Here is an 18,746-nt window from a genome sequence, read left to right as displayed (position 1 = left end):
TGACCCGATGCCCCATCTCCATTAATCGGCGTGCCCAATGTTGAGCCCCACCGCAGGCTTCCATGCCAATCAGGCAAGGTGCCAGATTGGCAAAATGGGACAGAAAACCAGCCCGTTTGAGCTGCTTGCTCCTGATCTCGCCGGTCTCTGCTTCCACCCAATGCAACTGAAAAACAGTCTTTGCAATGTCAACACCAATTACGGTATTCTTCATTTCGGGTTCTCCTGTCTTAAGTGGTTTTTGCGAACCTCTACTTTGGCACAATGATGCCGTTGACAGCGAGAACCCCTTGCGTATTCCATCCCGTCTTGTCAGCTTCGCCCCTTAGGGGGAGGCGTCCATTCCATTTCTTTGGCGAAGCAAAGAAAGTGAGCGGCTGCCGGGCCGCCCCCGGCATGCATCCACGGAGTAGCAAACGTTTTAAGTAACGAGAATTTTCGCGTCGACCGCCAACGAACGTACTCCGTGGGCCGTTAAAAGGGGGCAGAGTAATTTACGACGATACGACTGTCGTAAAAAAACTCTGACCCCATTTAACTACGCTGGCTCTATTTCGAAATGTCCGAGATAGTCTATCTTGCCGATGGCCACACCTTTGTGCCGCAAGATGTCATGCGCCGTGGTTATATGAAAGAAAAAATTCGGCAAGGTAAACGTCAGCAAGTAAGCATCCCCCTGCAAAGTAGTTTTGAATTTGCCAAAACTCAACGTCACCGATCGCGTCTCGCTTCCCTGCAAATCCTCCAACCGTGCACTGTCCAAAAACGCAATAGTCTTGGCAACCCGCTCCTGCAACTCCGCAAAGGTAACTTCATTATCCTCGAAGCGCGGCGCCTCAATCGCCGACAACCGCCCAATCGCATTCTTCGAAGTATCGCTAGCCCGCTGCACCTGCCCCGCCAGCGACAACATATCCGGCGCCAGTTTCGCGTTAATCATCTCCGCAGGATCGATATTGTTAGCCTTGGCATACGCCTCCGCCTTCTCCAGATACCCAGCCAACACCCCCAACCCACGCACGAACACAGGAACGGAAATTTGATACATCGACAAGGATTGCATGTTGAACTCCAAAAAAGAAGGGCATCAGGCTGGAGCGAGCGTCAATCCGTCGTCCAACCCTATCAACCGTTACAGTAATCGTCCCGCAGGAAAGATCATTTATCTTTAGCGCTGACTGGCTGCTGCACCGCGAATTTGACGTTCGATTTGAGCAGATCCGATTCATCGCCAAGGATCTGCGCCGCTTCGTTCAGCAATACGTCTTTCGCATTCTTCAGCGCCTTTTCCGCCGCAATATCCGCACTCAGACTGCGTTCGTTGGCTTGCAAACCGTCGTCCGGCCGGTTCAGATCTGCGTCGGCATCGCCATCCTTGTCGTTCGCGCCGCCGCCGTCAGCTTTGCCGCGCGCCTTGAGACGCGCTTCCTGCTGGGCCATCTCGGCACGCCTGTCAGCTTCGTTGAGAGAGATGAGGCGCTTCTTGCGTTGCACATTCAACTCATTCACATCTTCCACGAAGCGCTGGAAATCCTTGTTTTTCTCGACACGCGCATCATGCCGGCTCTGGATCTGCGGCACCAGGCTTTTCAAATCACCGTAAGGCACATAATCCGCTGCCTTCACTTGCGACCACGGCAGCGCGTTATCGTAACTCGATTCGCCAAAAGCCTCGGTATCGGAGAAGCCGGGCAAGCTGATGTCAGGCGTTACGCCGCGCAGCTGGGTGGTGCCGCCGTTGATCCGGAAAAATTGCGCGATGGTCATCTTCAGTTCACCGTACTTCGGTTTGTCGTTATGCGTCAGCTCGTCAAGATTGACCATGGTCTGCACGGTGCCTTTGCCAAAACTGCCTTCGCCGACGATGATGCCACGGCCATAGTCCTGGATTGCCGCAGCAAAAATTTCCGAAGCCGAGGCCGAACCGCGATTGATCAGTACTGCCAGCGGGCCGGTCCAGGCTGGAGTAGGACGGTCATCGGCTTCGACGTTGACGTCGCCGCGCGCATTGCGCTGCTGCACGATCGGGCCCTTGCCGACAAACAGCCCGGTCAGGTCGACCGCTTCAGTCAGCGAACCACCACCGTTGTTACGCAAATCGATCAGGACGCTGTCGACCTTTTCCTTTTTCAGGTCGGCCAGGAGTGCCGCCACATCGCGGCTGGCGCTCCTGAAATTCTTGTCGCCCTTGCGCCGCGCGTCAAAATCTTCATAGAAAGCGGGCAGGGTAATCACGCCCACTTTGCGGGTGACGTCGCCGTTCTTGGTGGTGATGATGGTTTTCTTTGCCGCCTGTTGCTCCAGGCTGATCTTGTTACGCACCAGGCTGATCAGCTTGTGCTTGCCATCCGGACCGGCATCGGCCGGCAAAATGTCCAGGCGCACTACCGTGTCCTTGGCGCCGCGAATCTGTTTGACGACGTCGTCAATCCGCGTGCCGACCACATCTGTCATGGCGCCCTTTTCACCTTGCGCCACGCCGACAATCCGGTCGCCGACCGCAAGCTTGCCGGACAATTGCGCCGGACCGCCTGCCACCAGTTCGCGTATGGTCGTGTATTCATCCCGTTCCTGGAGTACGGCGCCAATGCCGACCAGGGACAGCTTCATGGAAATATCGAAATCTGCCGCTGCGGTGGTGCCCAGATAATCGGTATGCGGTTCGATCGATGTCGCATACGCGTTCATGAAAATCTGGAACACGTCGTCACTCTTATACCGATAGGCGCGCGTCAGGGAATTTTCGTAACGCTTGCTGAGCGTATCGCGAATCGCCTGGTCCTTCTTGCCGGCAAGCTTCAGGCGCAGCCAGTCGTTCTTGACACGCTTGCGCCACAGCTCACGACTGTCTGCGGTGGTTGTCGGCCATGGTTCCTTATCGCGCACGAAGGAATAATCTTCTTTCTGGGTAAAGTCGAAACCTTGCTTGAGCAATTCGCGCGCATAGGTCAGGCGTTCGACGATGCGTTGCTGATACACGTTGAAAATGGAGAAAGGAATTTGCAGGTCTTCGCGATAGATCGCATCGTCGAGTTTACTTTGCTGGGCTGTAAACTGATCGATATCCGCTTGTGTGAAAAAGAATTTTTCCGGGTCGAGCAATTTGATATAGCGAGTGATGATCTTCGCAGCCAAGGCGTCGTCCAGCGGCACCGGTTTGTAGTGGAAACGGCTCAGGAATTGCGCGCTCAGGTGAGCCGCTTGCGCTTGCTGCTGCTGTGGCGCCAGGACTGGAGGTGGCCCGGCTTCCAACGCATGGGCGGCGGTGGAAATTGCCAACAGTACACATAACAGAGTATTTCTTAGGCGCATATAACCTTCAATTCGATGTTCGGTGATGATTTGAGCAACAAGTGCATTGATTTTTTCCGCTTATCAAGAAGATCCGCAGCATGGTGCAATTCGACCTGCACGCCAGGCAAGCGTTCAATTTGACTAATTCTACTTGGCTTTACTTAAGGTTTGCTTAAACGGGTTTTCCTGAGTGGACTTGCCACCAGAACCGGCAGATGCTTTCAGTATAGTATTTATTTGGCAAGTCGGAGATGCTGCGGGAAGCGAACCGCAGCTGCGTGCCCTCTGGAACGAGGACGGCCGCGGCTGCACGAGGGGATTGGTGCCGTAATGAATTGAAGTAGTCGAACTCAGGCCTTGACGCCGACGATCACATGCGAAGCTTTGAAAATCGCCACTGCCGGCTTACCTGCGGCCAGGCCCAGCGCCACTGCGCTTTCCTGGGTAATGATGGCAGTCAGCGTAGCGCCGCCGTTCAGGCTTACCGTTACCTCGGTATTCACCGCGCCGGTCTTCACTGCCTTGACGGTGCCTTCCAAACGGTTGCGCGTAGAAAATTTGATGCCGGCGTCAGGGTTGGACAAAATCACCCATGGCGCTTTCACCAGCGCCAGTGCTTCCGTACCTGGTTTCAGTTCGAGGTATTTGGTGCTTTCCCGGGTGATGACCGCAACGATGCGGTCGCCGCCGGCGAGCGTGATCTCCACTTCGTCGTTGACGGCGCCTTCGTTAATCGCGGTCACCTTGCCTGCGAATTCGTTGCGTGCACTAGTCAGCATTTTGTACTCCTTGAGCTATATCGAAATTATGTCGGGTGCCAAGCCAGGGACTTGGAAAAGAAAAGGGCGAGGGGTTTTATCATACCTTGCTGCGAAATCATGGCAATCACATCCTGATGTTAATACCTATAGCCATGCGGTAATACGTTGTCTGCCGACGAGGTCTTGCAGGTGTTTCGGATAGGAAATCTGGAAATAGCGTTATATTCGCATATACATAATGAATCCCGGATAGCAATCAATGTCATTCGCCAACTGACGTACCTGGTTACCCTTGAACGAGAAAAGCATTTCGGCCGCGCCGCGCAAGCATGCAACGTCTCGCAACCGGCATTATCGGGCGCGATTCAAGAATTAATGATGGACTGATTTTGCCAGGAATGGGAGAAGGCCGATCGGTCTTTCTCCCGGCCACGCTGCGATATTCGCTATAGAATATTTCCAGGTGGAAATGAACTGTCTCTCCCAACCTTGGTCATACAGAAACCAGATGTTGACCAGACACGGAGTATTGAGGCCATGGCAAAAATCCCGAAGTCCCCCAAGATACCTCTTCCCGGCAGCGAACGCACCGTCCTTTCCGGAGCTCGCTGCATCGGCGCGGCAGCGCCCTCCGAGCAGATTGAAGTGACGATTGTCATGCGCTGCAATGCGGATCAAGAGTTGTGCGATATCGTCGATAAACAGAGTGCAAGCGCGCCTGCAGGATCACATGCAGCACATCTTTCACGTGAAGAATTTGCCCGTAGATTTTCCGCCACGGCACAGGACATTGCCAGGGTCGCCACGTTTGCGCACGATCACGGGTTGGAGGTGGTGCGCGAGAATCCAGCCTGCAGCAGCGTCACCCTGTCCGGCTCGGTAGCACAGTTCAATCAAGCATTCGATGTCGATCTGCAGCGTTATGAATCGCATCTTGGCAACTATCGCGGCCGTACCGGTGTAGTCAACATTCCTGCCGAGTTGCAAGATATCGTGACGGCCGTCATCGGCCTTGACGATCGGCCGCAGGCGCATGCACATTTTCGCTTGCAGCCGCCATTCCGCTACGCCGCGCACAAGGTTTCCACCTCCCTCTTGCCGACGCAGCTGGCGTCCTTGTATGACTTCCCTGATAACCTTGGTAAAGGCCAATGCATCGGCATCATCGAACTGGGCGGTGGCTACCAGGCGGCCGATCTGCAGACGTATTTTTCAAAACTCGGCATTGCACCTCCCAACGTTACTGCGGTCGCGGTAAACGGGCCGGGCAACCAGCCAAGCGGCGATCCTAACGGTGCAGATGGCGAAGTGGTGCTGGACATCGAGATCATCGGGGCGCTGGCGCCGGAAGCGCATATCGTCGTGTATTTTTCGACGAATACTGATGCGGGTTTTTTCAACGCACTCAACAACGCGGTACACGATAACGTCAACAAACCATCTGTCATCTCTATCAGCTGGGGCAGTGCCGAACCGCGCTGGACGCAGCAAGCCATGCAAGCCTTCAACACAGCGTTGCAAGCCGCCGCCGCGATGGGAGTGACGGTGTGCGTAGCCTCTGGCGACAGCGGTTCGGGAGACGGCGTGGCAAGCGGCAACCATGTCGATTTTCCGGCATCCAGTCCGTATGCGCTGGCCTGCGGCGGCACGCGTCTGCTCGTTGCCGGCAATGCGATCGGGAGTGAAGTGGTTTGGAATGACGGCACGCAAGGTGGTGCCGGCGGCGGCGGTGTCAGCGCGGTTTTCGCGTTGCCGGCGTGGCAGCAGAATCTGGTCCTGGCTGATAGCAACGGCAAGAGTCAGCCGTTACTAAAACGCGGCGTGCCGGACGTCGCCGGCAATGCCGATCCGGTCACCGGTTACCAGGTCTATATCGACGGCAGCGATGCGGTGGTAGGCGGAACCAGCGCGGTGGCGCCGCTGTGGGCAGCACTGTTCTCACGCATCAATACCGCGAAGGGCAGTGCGGTCGGTTTCGTCAATCCGAAGCTGTATCAGCAACAGGCCGCCTTCCATGATGTCACGCAGGGTAACAACGGCTACTATGCCGCCGCGCCTGGATGGGACGCTTGCACCGGAATGGGCAGCCCCGACGGCAAGAAACTGGCCAGCGTACTTTGATGTGCGCTGGCAGCCGGCCGGCTGCCAGCTGCCAGCATCTCGCAAGCATCTAACGATTGTCTCGGAAAGGAAGTGATCATGAGCTTCAATTTCGCATCGATCCGTGCCAAAGGCTCGCCGCTAGACCAGCCGTATTTCGATCCCACTGCCTACGGTAACGGGCCGGCCGATTCAGTGACCGATTCGAGCGAGAACGCGGCCATCACCCATCACAGCGTAAAGATCGGCAAGCGGACCTATCCGTACACGGCGACTGCGGGCCATCTGGTGGCGGTCGATGCTGATAATTCACAGCCCGCCGCAAAAATATTCTACGTGGCGTTAACCGTTGACGGTAGCGATCGCAATACTCGCCCGGTCACTTTTTTCTATAACGGCGGACCGGGTTCATCCTCGGTGTTCGTCATGCTAGGTTCGTTTGCGCCCAAGCGCATCAAGACCTCCATGCCGGGGTTCACGCCACCGGCGCCCTATACCCTGGAAGATAATCCGGACAGCCTGCTCGACAAGACCGACCTGGTATTCATCAATCCGGTCGGCACCGGTTATTCCGCCGCCATTGCCCCATACAAAAACAAGGATTTCTGGGGCGTGGACGAGGATGCAAAATCGATCCGGCAATTCATCAAGCGCTACCTCACCGCGAATGACCGCTGGAATTCGCCGAAATTCCTGTTTGGCGAATCGTATGGCACGCCGCGTAGCGCCGTGCTGGCATATCTGCTGCATGAAGATGGCGTCGACCTGAACGGCATCACCCTGCAATCGTCGATTCTCGATTACGCGCAAGCGGGCAATCCGGTGGGCGCGTTGCCGACAGCGGTAGCCGACGCCTGGTACCATAAGAAAACCCACCTGAAACCGCCGCCGGCCAGCCTGCCGCCACTAATGGCGAGCGCGGCGCTGTTTGCGCGCAGCGACTATGCTACGGCTTTGGAAAAATTTCCAAAATCCGATCCGGCGACGCTAAAAAAATTGAGTGATTTTATCGGCATAGACCCAACCACGCTAACCGCCTGGGGGCTCGATATAGCGGCCGGCGACAGCAACGGCAGGACGCTGTTCCTGATCAGTTTGTTGCAAAGCCAGGGTTTGGCGCTGGGTTCTTATGACGGCCGCGTCACCGGCGTCGATACCGGGATTGCTGCCGATATTTCGCCGAACTCGGGAGGCAACGATCCAACCATGACGGCGGTGTCCGGCGTTTATACGGCGATGTGGAACTACTACCTGAACGACGGTTTGAAGTTCACATCGAATTCGGCCTTCACAGATCTGAATGATCATGCATTCCAGAATTGGGATTTCAGCCATATCGATCCGACCGGCGCGCAAAAGGGCATCGATGCCAAGGGCAATATCATCTTGTACACCGCCGGCGACCTGGCCGCGACGATGAGCTTGAACGTTGATTTGAAGGTGCTGTCGGCCAATGGCTATTACGATTTCGTCACGCCGTTCTACCAGACCGTCATGGATCTGCAGCAAATGCCGCTGGTCGATCCCGCCGTGCGAAAGAACCTGAGCGCGAAGTTCTATCCGTCGGGCCACATGGTCTACCTGGACGGCGGATCGCGCACCGCCTTGAAGGCCGATGTGGCGGCGATGATAGATGCGGCGACTTCCGACCATCAGGCGATGGCCAGGATCCGTGCATTGCAAACGCTTAAAACCACCTGATCATCGACTGTCATCGACGCGTCACCCAAGCGTCACCGTTGCGTAATATTTCACCTATAGAGTCGGGCTTTTCTTACTCTATGGAAACAATATGACGCACGCAAGCCGTAGAAAATTTCTCAAAGGTTCTGTCGCAGCAATGGGGGCATCCATGCTGCCTCCTGCCGTGCAACAGGCGTTGGCCGCGCCCGCTGCCAGCGGTACCTTGGGTTCGATTGCCCATGTCGTGATCCTGTGCCAGGAAAACCGCTCGTTCGATCATTATTTCGGCACCATCAAAGGCGCGCGCGGCTTCAACGACGATCACGCCGCCACCGTCCAGGCCACCACCCGCAACGTATTCACGCAAGCAGACAGCATCGGCAACCTGTATACACCGTGGCGCCTGAATTCCAGCACCAACTCCGCGCAATGGCTGGCGGATGTGCCGCATGACCTGAATACGGGCACCGCAGCCTGGAACAAGGGCCGTAGCGACAAATGGATTCCGAACAAAGGTATGAATTCGCATACCTACATGACACGCAACGACATTCCGTATCACTATGCGCTGGCTGACGCCTTCACCCTGTGCGACAACTATTTTTGCTCGGCGCGGACCTCGACCAATCCGAACCGGCTATACCTGATGAGCGGCACCATCGACCCGCAAGGGCTGAACGGTGGCCCGGCAACCACCAACGGCTTTACTTATGGTTCGCTGACCTGGCAAACCTATCCTGAAGCGCTGCAGGCAGCCGGCATCTCCTGGCGCACCTACCAGGAAGTCGACAACTTCGACGACAACGCTTTGGCATGGTTTAAGCAGTTCCAGAATCTGCCGACCAATTCGCCCTTGTACATCAACGGTGTGCAGACGCGCGTGCTGGCCGATTTCCAGAACGACGTCACCAACAATACCTTGCCGGCGGTGTCGTGGATTGTCGCCCCGGCGGCAAAATCCGAGCATCCAAGCGGCTCGCCGAATGTCGGCGTCGATTACGTGAACCAGTATCTGCAGGCGCTGGCGTCCAACCCCGCCGTATGGGCCAAGACGGTATTCATCTATACCTTTGACGAGAACGGCGGCTTTTACGATCATGTGACGACACCAACGCCGCCAGCCGGCACCGCCAATGAATTCGTCAGCGGCGTGCCCATCGGCCTGGGTTCGCGGGTGCCGACGATTGTCTGTTCGCCATGGAGCCGCGGCGGCTGGGTTGCCAGTGAAGTGTTCGATCACACCTCCACGATCCAGTTCCTGGAAAAATGGACGGGCGTGACTTGCCCCAACATCGGCCAATGGCGGCGCGACATTTGCGGCGACATGACTTCCTGCTTCGATTTCTCGGTCAGCAACGCAGCATTCCCGGTATTGCCTGATACTGTGCCGCTGGCGGCGCAAGCCAACGCGCAGAAGACCTTGCCCACACCGGTCGCGCCGACTGTAACCGCCACTGTCATGCCGCCATACGAAGCAGGCCAAAAGCCGTTGCGCGTGCAACCGTATCAACTCGACGGCTGGCTCACGCAAGATTTCGCCGGCAAGCAAGTATGGACCAACTGGCGCAACGGCGGCAGCAAACCGGCATCGCTGCAAATCAATGTCGACAACTACCGTACCGATAACCCGTGGATGTACACCATGGCCGCTAACGCTACATCGAGCGACTACTGGCACGTCATCAGTTATGGCGGCGGCTACTACGATCTGGAGATGATCGGCCCCAATCAATTCTACCGGCGCTTCAAGGGTTATCTCAGCACAACGGCATGGCAGGGCCAGCCGGAACCACAGGTGAAGTTGACCAACAACGGCGTAGGACAGGCGGTCAGTATCCTGTTCGACAATAGCGGCACCACGAATACTGCGGTGTTCACGCTGCTGGACCGTATCACCTCCGGCAGCGTCACCACCCAGACCATCACGGTGGCGCCCAGGCAGACTGCCACGGTGCAATTCGCTACCACCGGCGGTTGGTACGATGTGAAGATAAGCTTAAGCGGCGACAGCAATTTCATGCAATCCATGGTGGGTTACACCGAAGGACAGCAAGGCTTGACGCGGCCGCCGGTGTTGCGCTGGTAGGTTCATAGGCGGAGCCGGGGCTGTCGCATCGCCGATAGCACCGGCTCGAGAGCAAGGTGCAGTAATGAATGAGAAAAAATTTGCGTTGGGGATAGGCTTGGCAGGAATCATATTCATTGCCTTGCTGGTATACCTGACCGCCCCGGATATGTTGCCCCGCTCTGCCATAGTGCTGTTGCCAGCCAGCGGCGCTGCTGCAATCACGCCCGGTCACGCCATGCCGATACAGCCAGTCGCCGCAGGCAGTGTCGCTACGGATTGTTCCGCAGAACGCTTGAATTCATGGCGGCTTATCAGCCTCGGAGCGGGCGGCTATCGGCAAGCCGGTTTCGCCGTGCTCAACAATGAGACGCGCGGTTCACTTATTGTCGCTGAGGCGCAAATGTTTGACGGCAATCTGTTGCTGGAAAAAATCGCAGGCAATGCCGTCGTATTGCGTTGTGGTCAAATCGCGCAGACCCGGGTGTTGACGGATAGTCATGGCGCCAGTGACGGCGCCACAGCGCCGGAAATGAGGACGGCGTTGCCGGATCCGTCTTCCAATACAAACTGACGGTTCACTGGCCGCACCATGGCTGAACCAGTTTGTCGAGCGTGGAAATCCGGCTCGTGGCATTCTTATGGGAGAAGACGATTACATCCATTTGGATTTCCATCAGGACGATGCCATGAAGCACCATTTCATTTTTTTTGCTGCGGCCATGTTTTTTGTTCCGCTAGCTTCAATCGCAGCGACAGGAAGTCACGACTTTTCGAACGGATTCAAAACCTGTCTCGCCGCCGCCAACACAAGCGAGAAATCGAAATCAGCTTGCCTGAGCGACGAATTGAACCTGCAAAGCAAAGCTGTCGTAGCTCTGCATCAATCGATATCGCAGTCGTTGGCAGGTGCAAAAAAACAGCAGCTTGCCGATGATTTTGTGGAGTGGAAGAAGACGATCCTGCTGGATTGTTCAATCCAGGCTGATAACAAGACCGTGCCGATAGAAAGAGAAAATACCAGGAAGTATTGTCTCATCGAACGCACGATTGGACGTATGGATGCCTATGAATTGCTCCGGCAAGATCAGTCCCCGGGACGGTAAGCCATTCCAGCCAGCCGCGCCAGGGAAGCGTCACGCAGCAGGGGCGCCTAGGTAACTTTGGCGTCGCGCATCTCCGCCAGCGATGTCCGCTGCTGCCCTTGCGCATCGAAATTCTCCGGCGCCAGCCATTTCTCAAAGGCCGCGCGCAACGCAGGCCACTCGCCGTCCAATATGGCGAACCAGGCGGTATTGCGGTTGCGCCCCTTGGCGACGACAGCTTGACGAAATATTCCTTCAAACTGGAAACCAAGGCGCAGGGCCGCCTGGCGTGAAGGTGCGTTCAGGCTGTCGCACTTCCATTCGTAGCGCCGGTAACCCAGCTGCTCGAAGGCATGCTTCATCAGCAAATACTGGGCCTCGGTGGATATCGGGGTGCGCTTCAGAAGTGGCGAGAACGTCACGAACCCGACTTCGATCACACCGTTAGCCGGATCGATCCGCATCAGGGCCAGGGTGCCGATTGCGCGACCGGTCTTGAGATCGATGACAGCGTAGTGCAGGGGATCAGGGCTGGCTGCAGCGCGCTCGGCATAATCGCGGTAGCTCGCGGCATCGGCAAACGGGCCGACCGACAAATAGGTCCAGTCGCGCGCGTCCGGCGCTGTGCTGTAGGCCGCAAAGAGGTCTGCCGCGTGGCGCTGCGGATCCAGCGGTTCCAGGCGGCAGTAGCGGCCTTCGATTACGGTACGCGGTGGCCGCGCACGTGGGGCCCAGTCGGGCACAAGTTCGCCGATTGGCTGTTGGTATTGATTCAGAATATTTGGCATGGATGGTTCCTCGGTTCCTCGCTACATGAAGTTGGACGTGTGTCGGACATGTGCTACAGTAAGCGCTTCGTGGATCCTTTAAAAGTGCCACATCGTACGTATTTAATAGTGCCACGAAATGATGTTCAAACCATACCGATGGCACATTCGCACTTTCTCGATCTTCCCATGACGACGACTCCCCCAGCTCTGGTGCCACAGGTTTTACTCGAGGCTCCGCTGGACAAGCACCGCGATGCGGCGCCCATGCAACGCCAGCTGCACCATCGCATCAAGGAAGCTATCCTGGATGCTCGCCTTGCACCTGGCAGCCGTTTGCCGGGCTCGCGCGCCTTGGCCGAGGCGCTGTCGATATCGCGCAATACCGTCACTGCAGCATACGACCTTCTTGCTGCGGAAGGGTATGTGCAACCTGATCGCCAAGGCACCAGGGTGGCGGCGCTATCGCGTCCGGCGCGGCCACGCTCTGCCCGGACGACAGGCAATGCGCCATCCGCACCCGTCATCGCGCAACGCCTGGCGCATATCAAGCCGACCACGCAGCCGACTGTGCCACGCGCCGATGGCGGCGTGACGTTGCGCCCTGGCGTCCCGGCCTTGTCTCATTTTCCGCTGGCCGCCTGGCGGCGCGGGGTAGACCGCGCTATCCGCCGAGCCGGACCAGCGGCCCTGGGCTACGGCGATCCGCTGGGTGAGCCGGCGTTGCGCGCCTCTATCGCACGTCATCTGGGTGTCGCTCGCGGGGTACGCTGCGAGCCGTCTCAAGTCATCATTACTGAAGGCGCGCAGGAGGCTCTGGCACTATGCGTACGTTTGTTAAGCAACCCCGGCGATACGGCATGGGTTGAGGATCCAGGTTATCGCGGGGCAAAGGCCGCGATGCATGCGGGCGACCTGCGCATAGTGCCAATGCGCGTCGACGCCGACGGCTTGATCGCAACCGAAAACGATTGGCAGTCTCAGCCGCCACGCCTGATCTACACCACGCCGTCGCATCAGTATCCGACCGGCGCCGTGTTGACCGCGGCGCGCCGTCTGGAACTGATCGCGCAAGCGCAACGCCACGGCGCATGGATCATCGAAGACGATTACGACAGCGAATTCCGCCACGCCGGCGAATCCATCGGCGCCATGCAAGGGCTGGTGACGCAGGCGCCCGTGCTGTACGTCGGCACGTTCAGCAAGACCATGTTTCCGTCGTTGCGGATGGGTTTTCTGGTCCTGCCGGAAGCGCTGGCCGCGGAGATGCAGGCATCGCTGGAAGAAATGCTGCGTGGCGGCCATCGCTACGAACAGCTGGCGCTGGCCGAGTTCATCGAAAGCGGCCAGTTCAGCCGCCACCTGGGCCGCATGCGCCGCCTGTATCGCGACCGCCAGCAAGCGCTGCGCGAGGCGCTGACTCGGCACTTGCTGCTGCCGTATGTCATCGAAGGCGGGCATTGCGGATTGCATCTGACTGTGCGATTGCCCGCGCGTTATCCCGACCGCAAGATCGCCGAGGCCGCCCGGCGTTACGGCATCGCGCCGTCTCCGTTATCGGGTTTTGCGTTGTGCCCTATGGCCGGGGATAACGGCTTGGTGCTGGGATACGGCAATACGTCGGCGGAACTGTTCGCGCCTTTGGTCCACCGGCTTTCGCAATTGATTCAGGCCGCAGAGATGTCTTAGGTTGCTGTACTTGTTCCGGCAATCCAAGTCTCGAACAAAGCCGGCCATGCGTGCACCGGGCTCCCGGTTTTCCCCAATCCCCAGCCATGGCCACCCTCTTGGAAAATGTGCATTTCCGCTGGAATCTGCGCGGCCTTGAGCGCATTGAACATGAGCAGGCTATTTTGAATCGGAGAGATCGGATCATCGGCGGCTTGCGCTAAAAAGGTCGGCGGCATCCTGTTTCCCACATGCCGTTCCACCGAAAAAGCTTCGCTTTGAGCAGCGGTGGGATGCTTGCCCACAATCTCACGGCGCGACCGCGTATTGTCATAGGGTGGCATGAAGGTGAGCACCGGGTAGATCAAGCCGGCGAAATCGGGGCGAGCGGATTGCTGGTCTGCCGCATCGATTGCCGGGTAGCGCTGGCTATCCGGTTCTGCCGCAGTGGTGCCTGCCAGATGGCCACCGGCGGAAAATCCGATGATCCCGATGCGGTTGGCGTTCAGGCCGTACTTCGACGCTGACGACCGGATCAGGCGCATGGCGCGCTGGCCATCTTGAAACGGCGCACTATTCGACCAGCCTTCGCCCGGCAAACGATAGATCAATTCAAACACGGTAAATCCAATCGACTGAAGCCATCGGGCGGCCGGGAAGCTTTCCGGACCGCGCTCGATATGCGCGTATCCGCCGCCGGCAATCACCAGCACCGCGTTGCCGTTGGGACGTTCCGGACGATAGACGACCATGCGCGGACGAGAGATATTCGTGACGGATCCTTTGGCGCTGGTTCGCTCAGTTCCTTGAGGACCGTTTCCGCCAGGCGGCTTGTCGTCGGGCCAGAGCGGGATCTCTTGTTCGGTAGCGGATAGCGGCGCTGCGTAGAGATGACGCGGGCTGAGCATCGCCGCCGATGCACCAGCAATGCCAATTCCCAACAGGGTTCGTCGACTTATGTTATTCATTTCTATTCACTTGAAGGTTCATGCCAAATGGATGCAAGAATTGCAAGCCGGTCGACCGGACTATCTATGCAACTTTCCTTTCTTCGCGTAACTCGCGGCGCAGAATCTTGCCGACATTCGACTTTGGCAGTTCGCTGCGAAATTCGATGTACTTCGGTCTTTTGTATCCGGTAAGTTGTTCCTTGCAGTAATCCATCAATTGCTCAGCCGTCAACGTCGCGACTCTGGGCACCACGAATAGCTTGACCGCTTCGCCGGCATGGCTGTCCGGGACGCCAATGCATGCGCATTCCAGCACATCGGGATGTGCGGCAACCACACCTTCGATTTCAGTCGGATAAACGTTAAAGCCGGATACCAGGATCATGTCCTTCTTGCGATCGACGATCCGGGTGTAGCCGCGCTCATCCATGATGCCGATATCGCCAGTCTTGAAAAAACCGTCTGCGCTTATGGCCTGCGCGGTTTCATCGGGACGCTTCCAGTATCCGACCATTACCTGCGGACCGCGAATCGCGATTTCGCCAGCCTGGCCGAACGGCACGGCATGGCCGTCGTCATCGAGGATCACGACTTCCGTAGAGGGAATCGGTATGCCGATCGAACCTGAAAACTCTGTCGTATCGGACAGGTTGGAGATTGCCGTGGGCGATGTTTCCGACAGGCCGTAGCCTTCAATGATCAAGCAGCCGGTGAGCTTCAGCCATTTTTCGTTGACGGTCTGTTGCACCGCCATGCCGCCCCCGGGGCACATCTTCAGTGATGAAAAATCAAGCTTTGCAAAGTCCGGATTATTCAGCAAAGCGTTATATAAAGTGTTAACTCCTGGCAGGACATTGAATTCATGCTTCGCCAGTTCCTTGACGAACCCTGGAATGTCTCGTGGATTAGGGATCAGGATGTTCATTGCACCCCAACGCGTACCCATCACCATACACACGGTGAGCGCGAAGATATGGTACAGCGGCAGTGCGCAGACGATGCTCATCGCTTCGATCTTCGGTTCCTTCTGTAATGCCGGCTGAGCCCAGGCGTCGTTTTGCAGCGCGTTGGCAATCATGTTCCGATGCGACAGCACCGCGCCTTTCGAGACCCCGGTGGTGCCGCCCGTGTACTGCAGGAAAGCGATGTCGTCATGCCCCAGGGCGACCGCAGCAAGCGGCATACGTGCTCCCTCTGCCAGCGCGGCCTTGAACGGGGTGGCGTTCGGCAGCGAGAACGCCGGCACCATCTTTTTTACCTTGCGCACGACAAAATTGACCAGCATGCCTTTTGTGCCGCCCAGCAGATCGCCCATGCTGGCGACAACAACGTGTTTTACCTGGGTTTTGGCAATAACCTGCTGCACCGTCACGGCAAAATTTTCCAGGACGATCAGCGCTTCCGAGCCTGAATCAATCAGCTGATGTTCGAGTTCACGCGGTGTGTACAGCGGGTTGACATTGACCACCGTGTAACCGGCACGCAAGATGGCGACCACGGTGATCGGGTACTGCAACACGTTCGGCATCATGACGGCAACGCGCGCCCCTTTTTTCAGGCCTCTGCCCTGCAGCCAGGCCGCCAGCTTTTTTGAATAGTCATCCACCTCGGCGTAGGTCAGGAACTTTCCCATGCAGGCGTAAGCGTTGCGTGCACCGAATTTACGGAAAGACTCTTCCATTAAATGCACCAGTGAGTGGTACTGCGAAATGTCAATTTCCGCAGGAACGCCCTTGGGGTACGATTTCAGCCAGATCTTATCCATTACCTGCCTTTTGTCTCGAGATGTTGTTATGTCCGACGCTTAACTTCGCACTAATAATATGCTGAATTGATGCGGATTTTTATTTTGCGTACCCGCTCTGGGAAATTCTCTTTTATTCCTTGGCATTGATTGAAATCGTACGCGGCATCGACAGGCTGGCGGAATCAGGGTGCTATCGAACTTGCCTAGCATGCATCTGGTAGCATGTCGTTCGGGCATCGACTTGTTCTGACGCAGAGGTTCGCCTTCGATACAGATAAAACCGGATAATTTCAGCTGCCGCAAGCCGGCCTCCCCAACACACCAACTTTTATTTCTCGCACAGAGAGGACCCATCATGAGCGTTACCACCAAATGGATCGACATCGAGGCTGCCGACGGTACCTTCGGTGCTTACCTGGCCATTCCGCACACCGGTAAAGGCCCCGGCATCGTCCTGATCCAGGAAATTTTCGGCGTCAATGAACACATCCGCGCGGTTGCCGAGCAATACGCTGCCGACGGCTACGTGGTGCTGGCGCCGGATTTATTCTGGCGCAGCGGCCATCGCATCGAATTGGGCTATGACGAAGCCGGATGGAAACGCGCCATGGAGTTGAGGCAAGCTGTCGACGTCGCCAAGGCGGAATCCGATATCGCGCTGACCGTTGCGGCCTTGAAGGAGCAACCTGGCCTGGACGGCAAGCTGGCCGTCATCGGTTATTGTTTCGGCGGCTTGCTCGCGTATCTCGCCGCAGCCAACGGCCAGGTCGATGCGGCGATCGCGTATTACGGTGGCGGCATCCAGAATCAATTGCAACGCGCCGACGACATCAAAGTACCGCTGCTGATGCATTTCGGTGGCGCTGACAGCCATATTTCAATGGAGACTGTGCAGAGCATTGCCGAGCGTTTTGAAAACAATGAAGACGTCGAGGTTCACATCTATCCGGGCGCTGAACATGGCTTTAATTGCTCGCACCGGTCGAGCTATCACCAGCGCGCCGCGGCAGAAGCGCATGGTAATTCGTTGACTTTTCTTAGCGATAATTTGTAAGGGATGTTTGGGAGAGCTGGTTTGGGCGGTCCCGGCCACGTGCTCCGGACCAGGCGTCCCCGGCTATGCGTCCCAGTCGTTCCCGCGAACGCGCGAATAGACAGATTTTTTCCTGCCCAATAATGGGAAAATTCCGATATCTATTCCATATTAAATATTGCACCATACCAACCGGCTCGCAACGCAAGTTCACTCTGAACCCCAGTTAGTTCGGACTGTTCGTCGCATGGATAGTAAAAAGCTTCGGTATTGCAATTGTGGGAGTGCTGGCTAGATCGCTACCGGGGGCTATATTTTGCTATGCTAGCGTCTTTCCACCGGTTGACACTATTATTCAGACCGGCGAACCCTATTTTCGGAGCAGCACGTATGGCCTCGTTACAAGAACAATTTTTAAAAGCCGGCCTGGTCGACAAAACTAAAGTCAAACTGGTTAACCAGGACAAGAACAAACAGAAGAAGGCTGAGCGCCGGAGCGGTACGACCAGCGTCGATGAAACGCGCCTGGCTGCACTCGAAACACAACGCAAGAATGCAGAACGGGCGCGTGAACTCAATGCCCAGCGCGATGCGGCGGCTACCCAAAAGGCGATCGTGGCGCAAATTGCCCAGATGGTGCAACAGAATCGCCAAAGCAAGGGTAGCGGCGACATCGCCTACAATTTCACCTACGACAAGAAGGTCGAACGGCTCTATGTGTCGGCCGCAGTGCAGGCGCATTTAGTGGCTGGGCGCCTGGTGATTATCTGTCAGGGCGACGCCAGAGAATTGGTGCCGAGGATAATCGCCGACAAGATCGCGGAACGCGATGCGTCGATCGTCGTGCGGGTAAACAAGACCAGCACCGAGATCGATGCGGACGACCCGTACGCGGCCTTCCAGATCCCGGACGACTTGATGTGGTAGCTTCGGCGCCTGTCTGCTCGTTCCGATTTCGTATTTGGAAAACCGTCCAGTCCTAAAATAGGTTGACAGTATTTACTGCCATAGAAACGCTCGATGCACTGCATCGGGCGTTTTGTATTTCAAGGCGGTGTGCGGCCGTTCTTGGTTATAAATTTGAACTGATTGGGCCACCATTTTGCGAGCTTGCTTCAGATCGGCCGACTGGCTTAGCAAGAATTCTCCCTTGAGGATGCCCCCGATTCTGAGCGGCGGCTCTACTTCATATAGCAGCGATACCAAGCGTTTCTTCGAAGGTTAGGTTGACAGCAGATTTTTTATGGAGAATTGAACGAATGCGTCGGCATTATCTGCGGCCCGATGAGGACTGCACTTGGCGCGTTTACCACCAAGGTATAGCCATCCGGCGGAGCCCTGACGACGCACTCCGAACCGATTACGACCGTGGCAACTGACTTGTTTTCAACGATGATCGGCACGCCCGGAATTTCCGAAAGCGGCCGCGTGAGGACCCGGACACCGAAGTCGACGGATCCACAGGGCGGGGTGCCGATGATGAGGCTGATCGGGCGTTTTGGGTAGGTGTCGGCAAATACCGCGAAGGGAGCGAGGCCGAGGGGCGCTCCCCCAGGCAAGGAGTTCACGACGGGAAATTCTCGCACATTACTT

Annotated in this window: 13 protein-coding genes and 5 pseudogenes; 9 read left to right on the top strand and 9 right to left on the bottom strand. The window is 56.9% G+C overall.

What is annotated here, in order from left to right; all coding sequences use genetic code 11:
* The 4 genes and pseudogenes from BM205_RS20370 to BM205_RS20355 form a co-directional block, all read right to left on the bottom strand.
* Nucleotides 1-214 (bottom strand): annotated as a pseudogene (locus BM205_RS20370) (IS110 family transposase); the annotation flags it as partial.
* A gap of 324 nt (nt 215-538) precedes the next feature.
* On the bottom strand, nt 539-1,063 hold the full coding sequence (locus tag BM205_RS20365) for a DUF1993 domain-containing protein (protein WP_092416691.1): 525 nt from the start codon (nt 1,061-1,063) through the stop codon (nt 539-541).
* A 95-nt stretch (nt 1,064-1,158) separates the two neighbouring features.
* Nucleotides 1,159-3,312, bottom strand: coding sequence for a carboxy terminal-processing peptidase (locus BM205_RS20360; RefSeq protein WP_092416690.1), 2,154 nt, complete (start codon nt 3,310-3,312; stop codon nt 1,159-1,161).
* 332 nt (nt 3,313-3,644) lie between these two features.
* On the bottom strand, nt 3,645-4,073 hold the full coding sequence (locus tag BM205_RS20355) for a TOBE domain-containing protein (protein ID WP_092416689.1): 429 nt from the start codon (nt 4,071-4,073) through the stop codon (nt 3,645-3,647).
* A 237-nt stretch (nt 4,074-4,310) separates the two neighbouring features.
* Here BM205_RS20355 and BM205_RS24795 point away from each other — a divergent pair.
* The 6 genes and pseudogenes from BM205_RS24795 to BM205_RS20325 all read left to right on the top strand — a co-directional run.
* Nucleotides 4,311-4,430, top strand: a pseudogene (locus BM205_RS24795) (LysR family transcriptional regulator); the annotation flags it as partial.
* 162 nt (nt 4,431-4,592) lie between these two features.
* Nucleotides 4,593-6,176 carry a S53 family peptidase gene (locus BM205_RS20345; RefSeq protein WP_092416688.1) on the top strand — a complete coding sequence of 528 codons (1,584 nt, stop codon included), beginning with the start codon at nt 4,593-4,595 and terminating at the stop codon, nt 6,174-6,176.
* Nucleotides 6,177-6,299: 123 nt separating this feature from the next.
* A pseudogene (locus BM205_RS20340) lies at nt 6,300-7,856 on the top strand (S10 family peptidase); the annotation flags it as partial.
* 91 nt (nt 7,857-7,947) lie between these two features.
* Nucleotides 7,948-9,924: a phosphocholine-specific phospholipase C gene (locus BM205_RS20335; protein WP_092416686.1), complete on the top strand. Its 1,977-nt coding sequence runs from the start codon at nt 7,948-7,950 to the stop codon at nt 9,922-9,924.
* A 64-nt stretch (nt 9,925-9,988) separates the two neighbouring features.
* Nucleotides 9,989-10,477, top strand: a complete 489-nt coding sequence (locus BM205_RS20330; protein WP_092416685.1) for a hypothetical protein — start codon at nt 9,989-9,991, stop codon at nt 10,475-10,477.
* A 67-nt stretch (nt 10,478-10,544) separates the two neighbouring features.
* The gene (locus BM205_RS20325; RefSeq protein WP_092416684.1) at nt 10,545-11,009 is read left to right on the top strand and encodes a hypothetical protein; all 465 of its coding nucleotides are present in this window, start codon (nt 10,545-10,547) and stop codon (nt 11,007-11,009) included.
* Nucleotides 11,010-11,065: 56 nt separating this feature from the next.
* Here the strand turns inward: BM205_RS20325 and BM205_RS20320 are convergent.
* A pseudogene (locus tag BM205_RS20320) lies at nt 11,066-11,776 on the bottom strand (GNAT family N-acetyltransferase); the annotation flags it as partial.
* Nucleotides 11,777-11,944: 168 nt separating this feature from the next.
* On the opposite strand from BM205_RS20320, the gene BM205_RS20315 reads away from it, so the two are divergent.
* On the top strand, nt 11,945-13,444 hold the full coding sequence (locus BM205_RS20315) for a MocR-like pyridoxine biosynthesis transcription factor PdxR (RefSeq protein WP_092416697.1): 1,500 nt from the start codon (nt 11,945-11,947) through the stop codon (nt 13,442-13,444).
* Here the strand turns inward: BM205_RS20315 and BM205_RS20310 are convergent.
* Together BM205_RS20310 and BM205_RS20305 are read right to left on the bottom strand one after the other, a co-directional pair.
* Entirely contained in the window at nt 13,441-14,391 is a 951-nt protein-coding gene (locus BM205_RS20310) for an alpha/beta hydrolase (protein ID WP_092416682.1), read from the bottom strand. The genes BM205_RS20315 and BM205_RS20310 overlap by 4 nt on opposite strands.
* Before the next feature lie 64 nt (nt 14,392-14,455).
* Complete coding sequence (locus BM205_RS20305; RefSeq protein ID WP_092416681.1) at nt 14,456-16,138, bottom strand: long-chain-fatty-acid--CoA ligase; 1,683 nt, start codon at nt 16,136-16,138, stop codon at nt 14,456-14,458.
* A gap of 337 nt (nt 16,139-16,475) precedes the next feature.
* On the opposite strand from BM205_RS20305, the gene BM205_RS20300 reads away from it, so the two are divergent.
* On the top strand, nt 16,476-17,174 hold the full coding sequence (locus tag BM205_RS20300) for a dienelactone hydrolase family protein (RefSeq protein WP_092416680.1): 699 nt from the start codon (nt 16,476-16,478) through the stop codon (nt 17,172-17,174).
* 369 nt (nt 17,175-17,543) lie between these two features.
* Entirely contained in the window at nt 17,544-18,080 is a 537-nt protein-coding gene (locus BM205_RS20295) for a DUF2058 domain-containing protein (protein WP_092416679.1), read from the top strand.
* 72 nt (nt 18,081-18,152) lie between these two features.
* Here the strand turns inward: BM205_RS20295 and BM205_RS20290 are convergent.
* Both BM205_RS20290 and BM205_RS20285 read right to left on the bottom strand, forming a co-directional pair.
* Nucleotides 18,153-18,323 (bottom strand): annotated as a pseudogene (locus BM205_RS20290) (integrase core domain-containing protein); the annotation flags it as partial.
* A gap of 71 nt (nt 18,324-18,394) precedes the next feature.
* Nucleotides 18,395-18,721: a tripartite tricarboxylate transporter substrate-binding protein gene (locus BM205_RS20285; protein ID WP_175511335.1), complete on the bottom strand. Its 327-nt coding sequence runs from the start codon at nt 18,719-18,721 to the stop codon at nt 18,395-18,397.
* Between the last annotated feature and the right edge of the window lie 25 nt (nt 18,722-18,746).

It is taken from the genome of Collimonas sp. OK307 (genome assembly GCF_900113705.1).
GTDB lineage: Bacteria > Pseudomonadota > Gammaproteobacteria > Burkholderiales > Burkholderiaceae_D > Collimonas.
The sequence above is the reverse complement of the archived record's forward strand: the minus strand, read 5'-3'. Positions and strand labels throughout refer to the sequence as shown.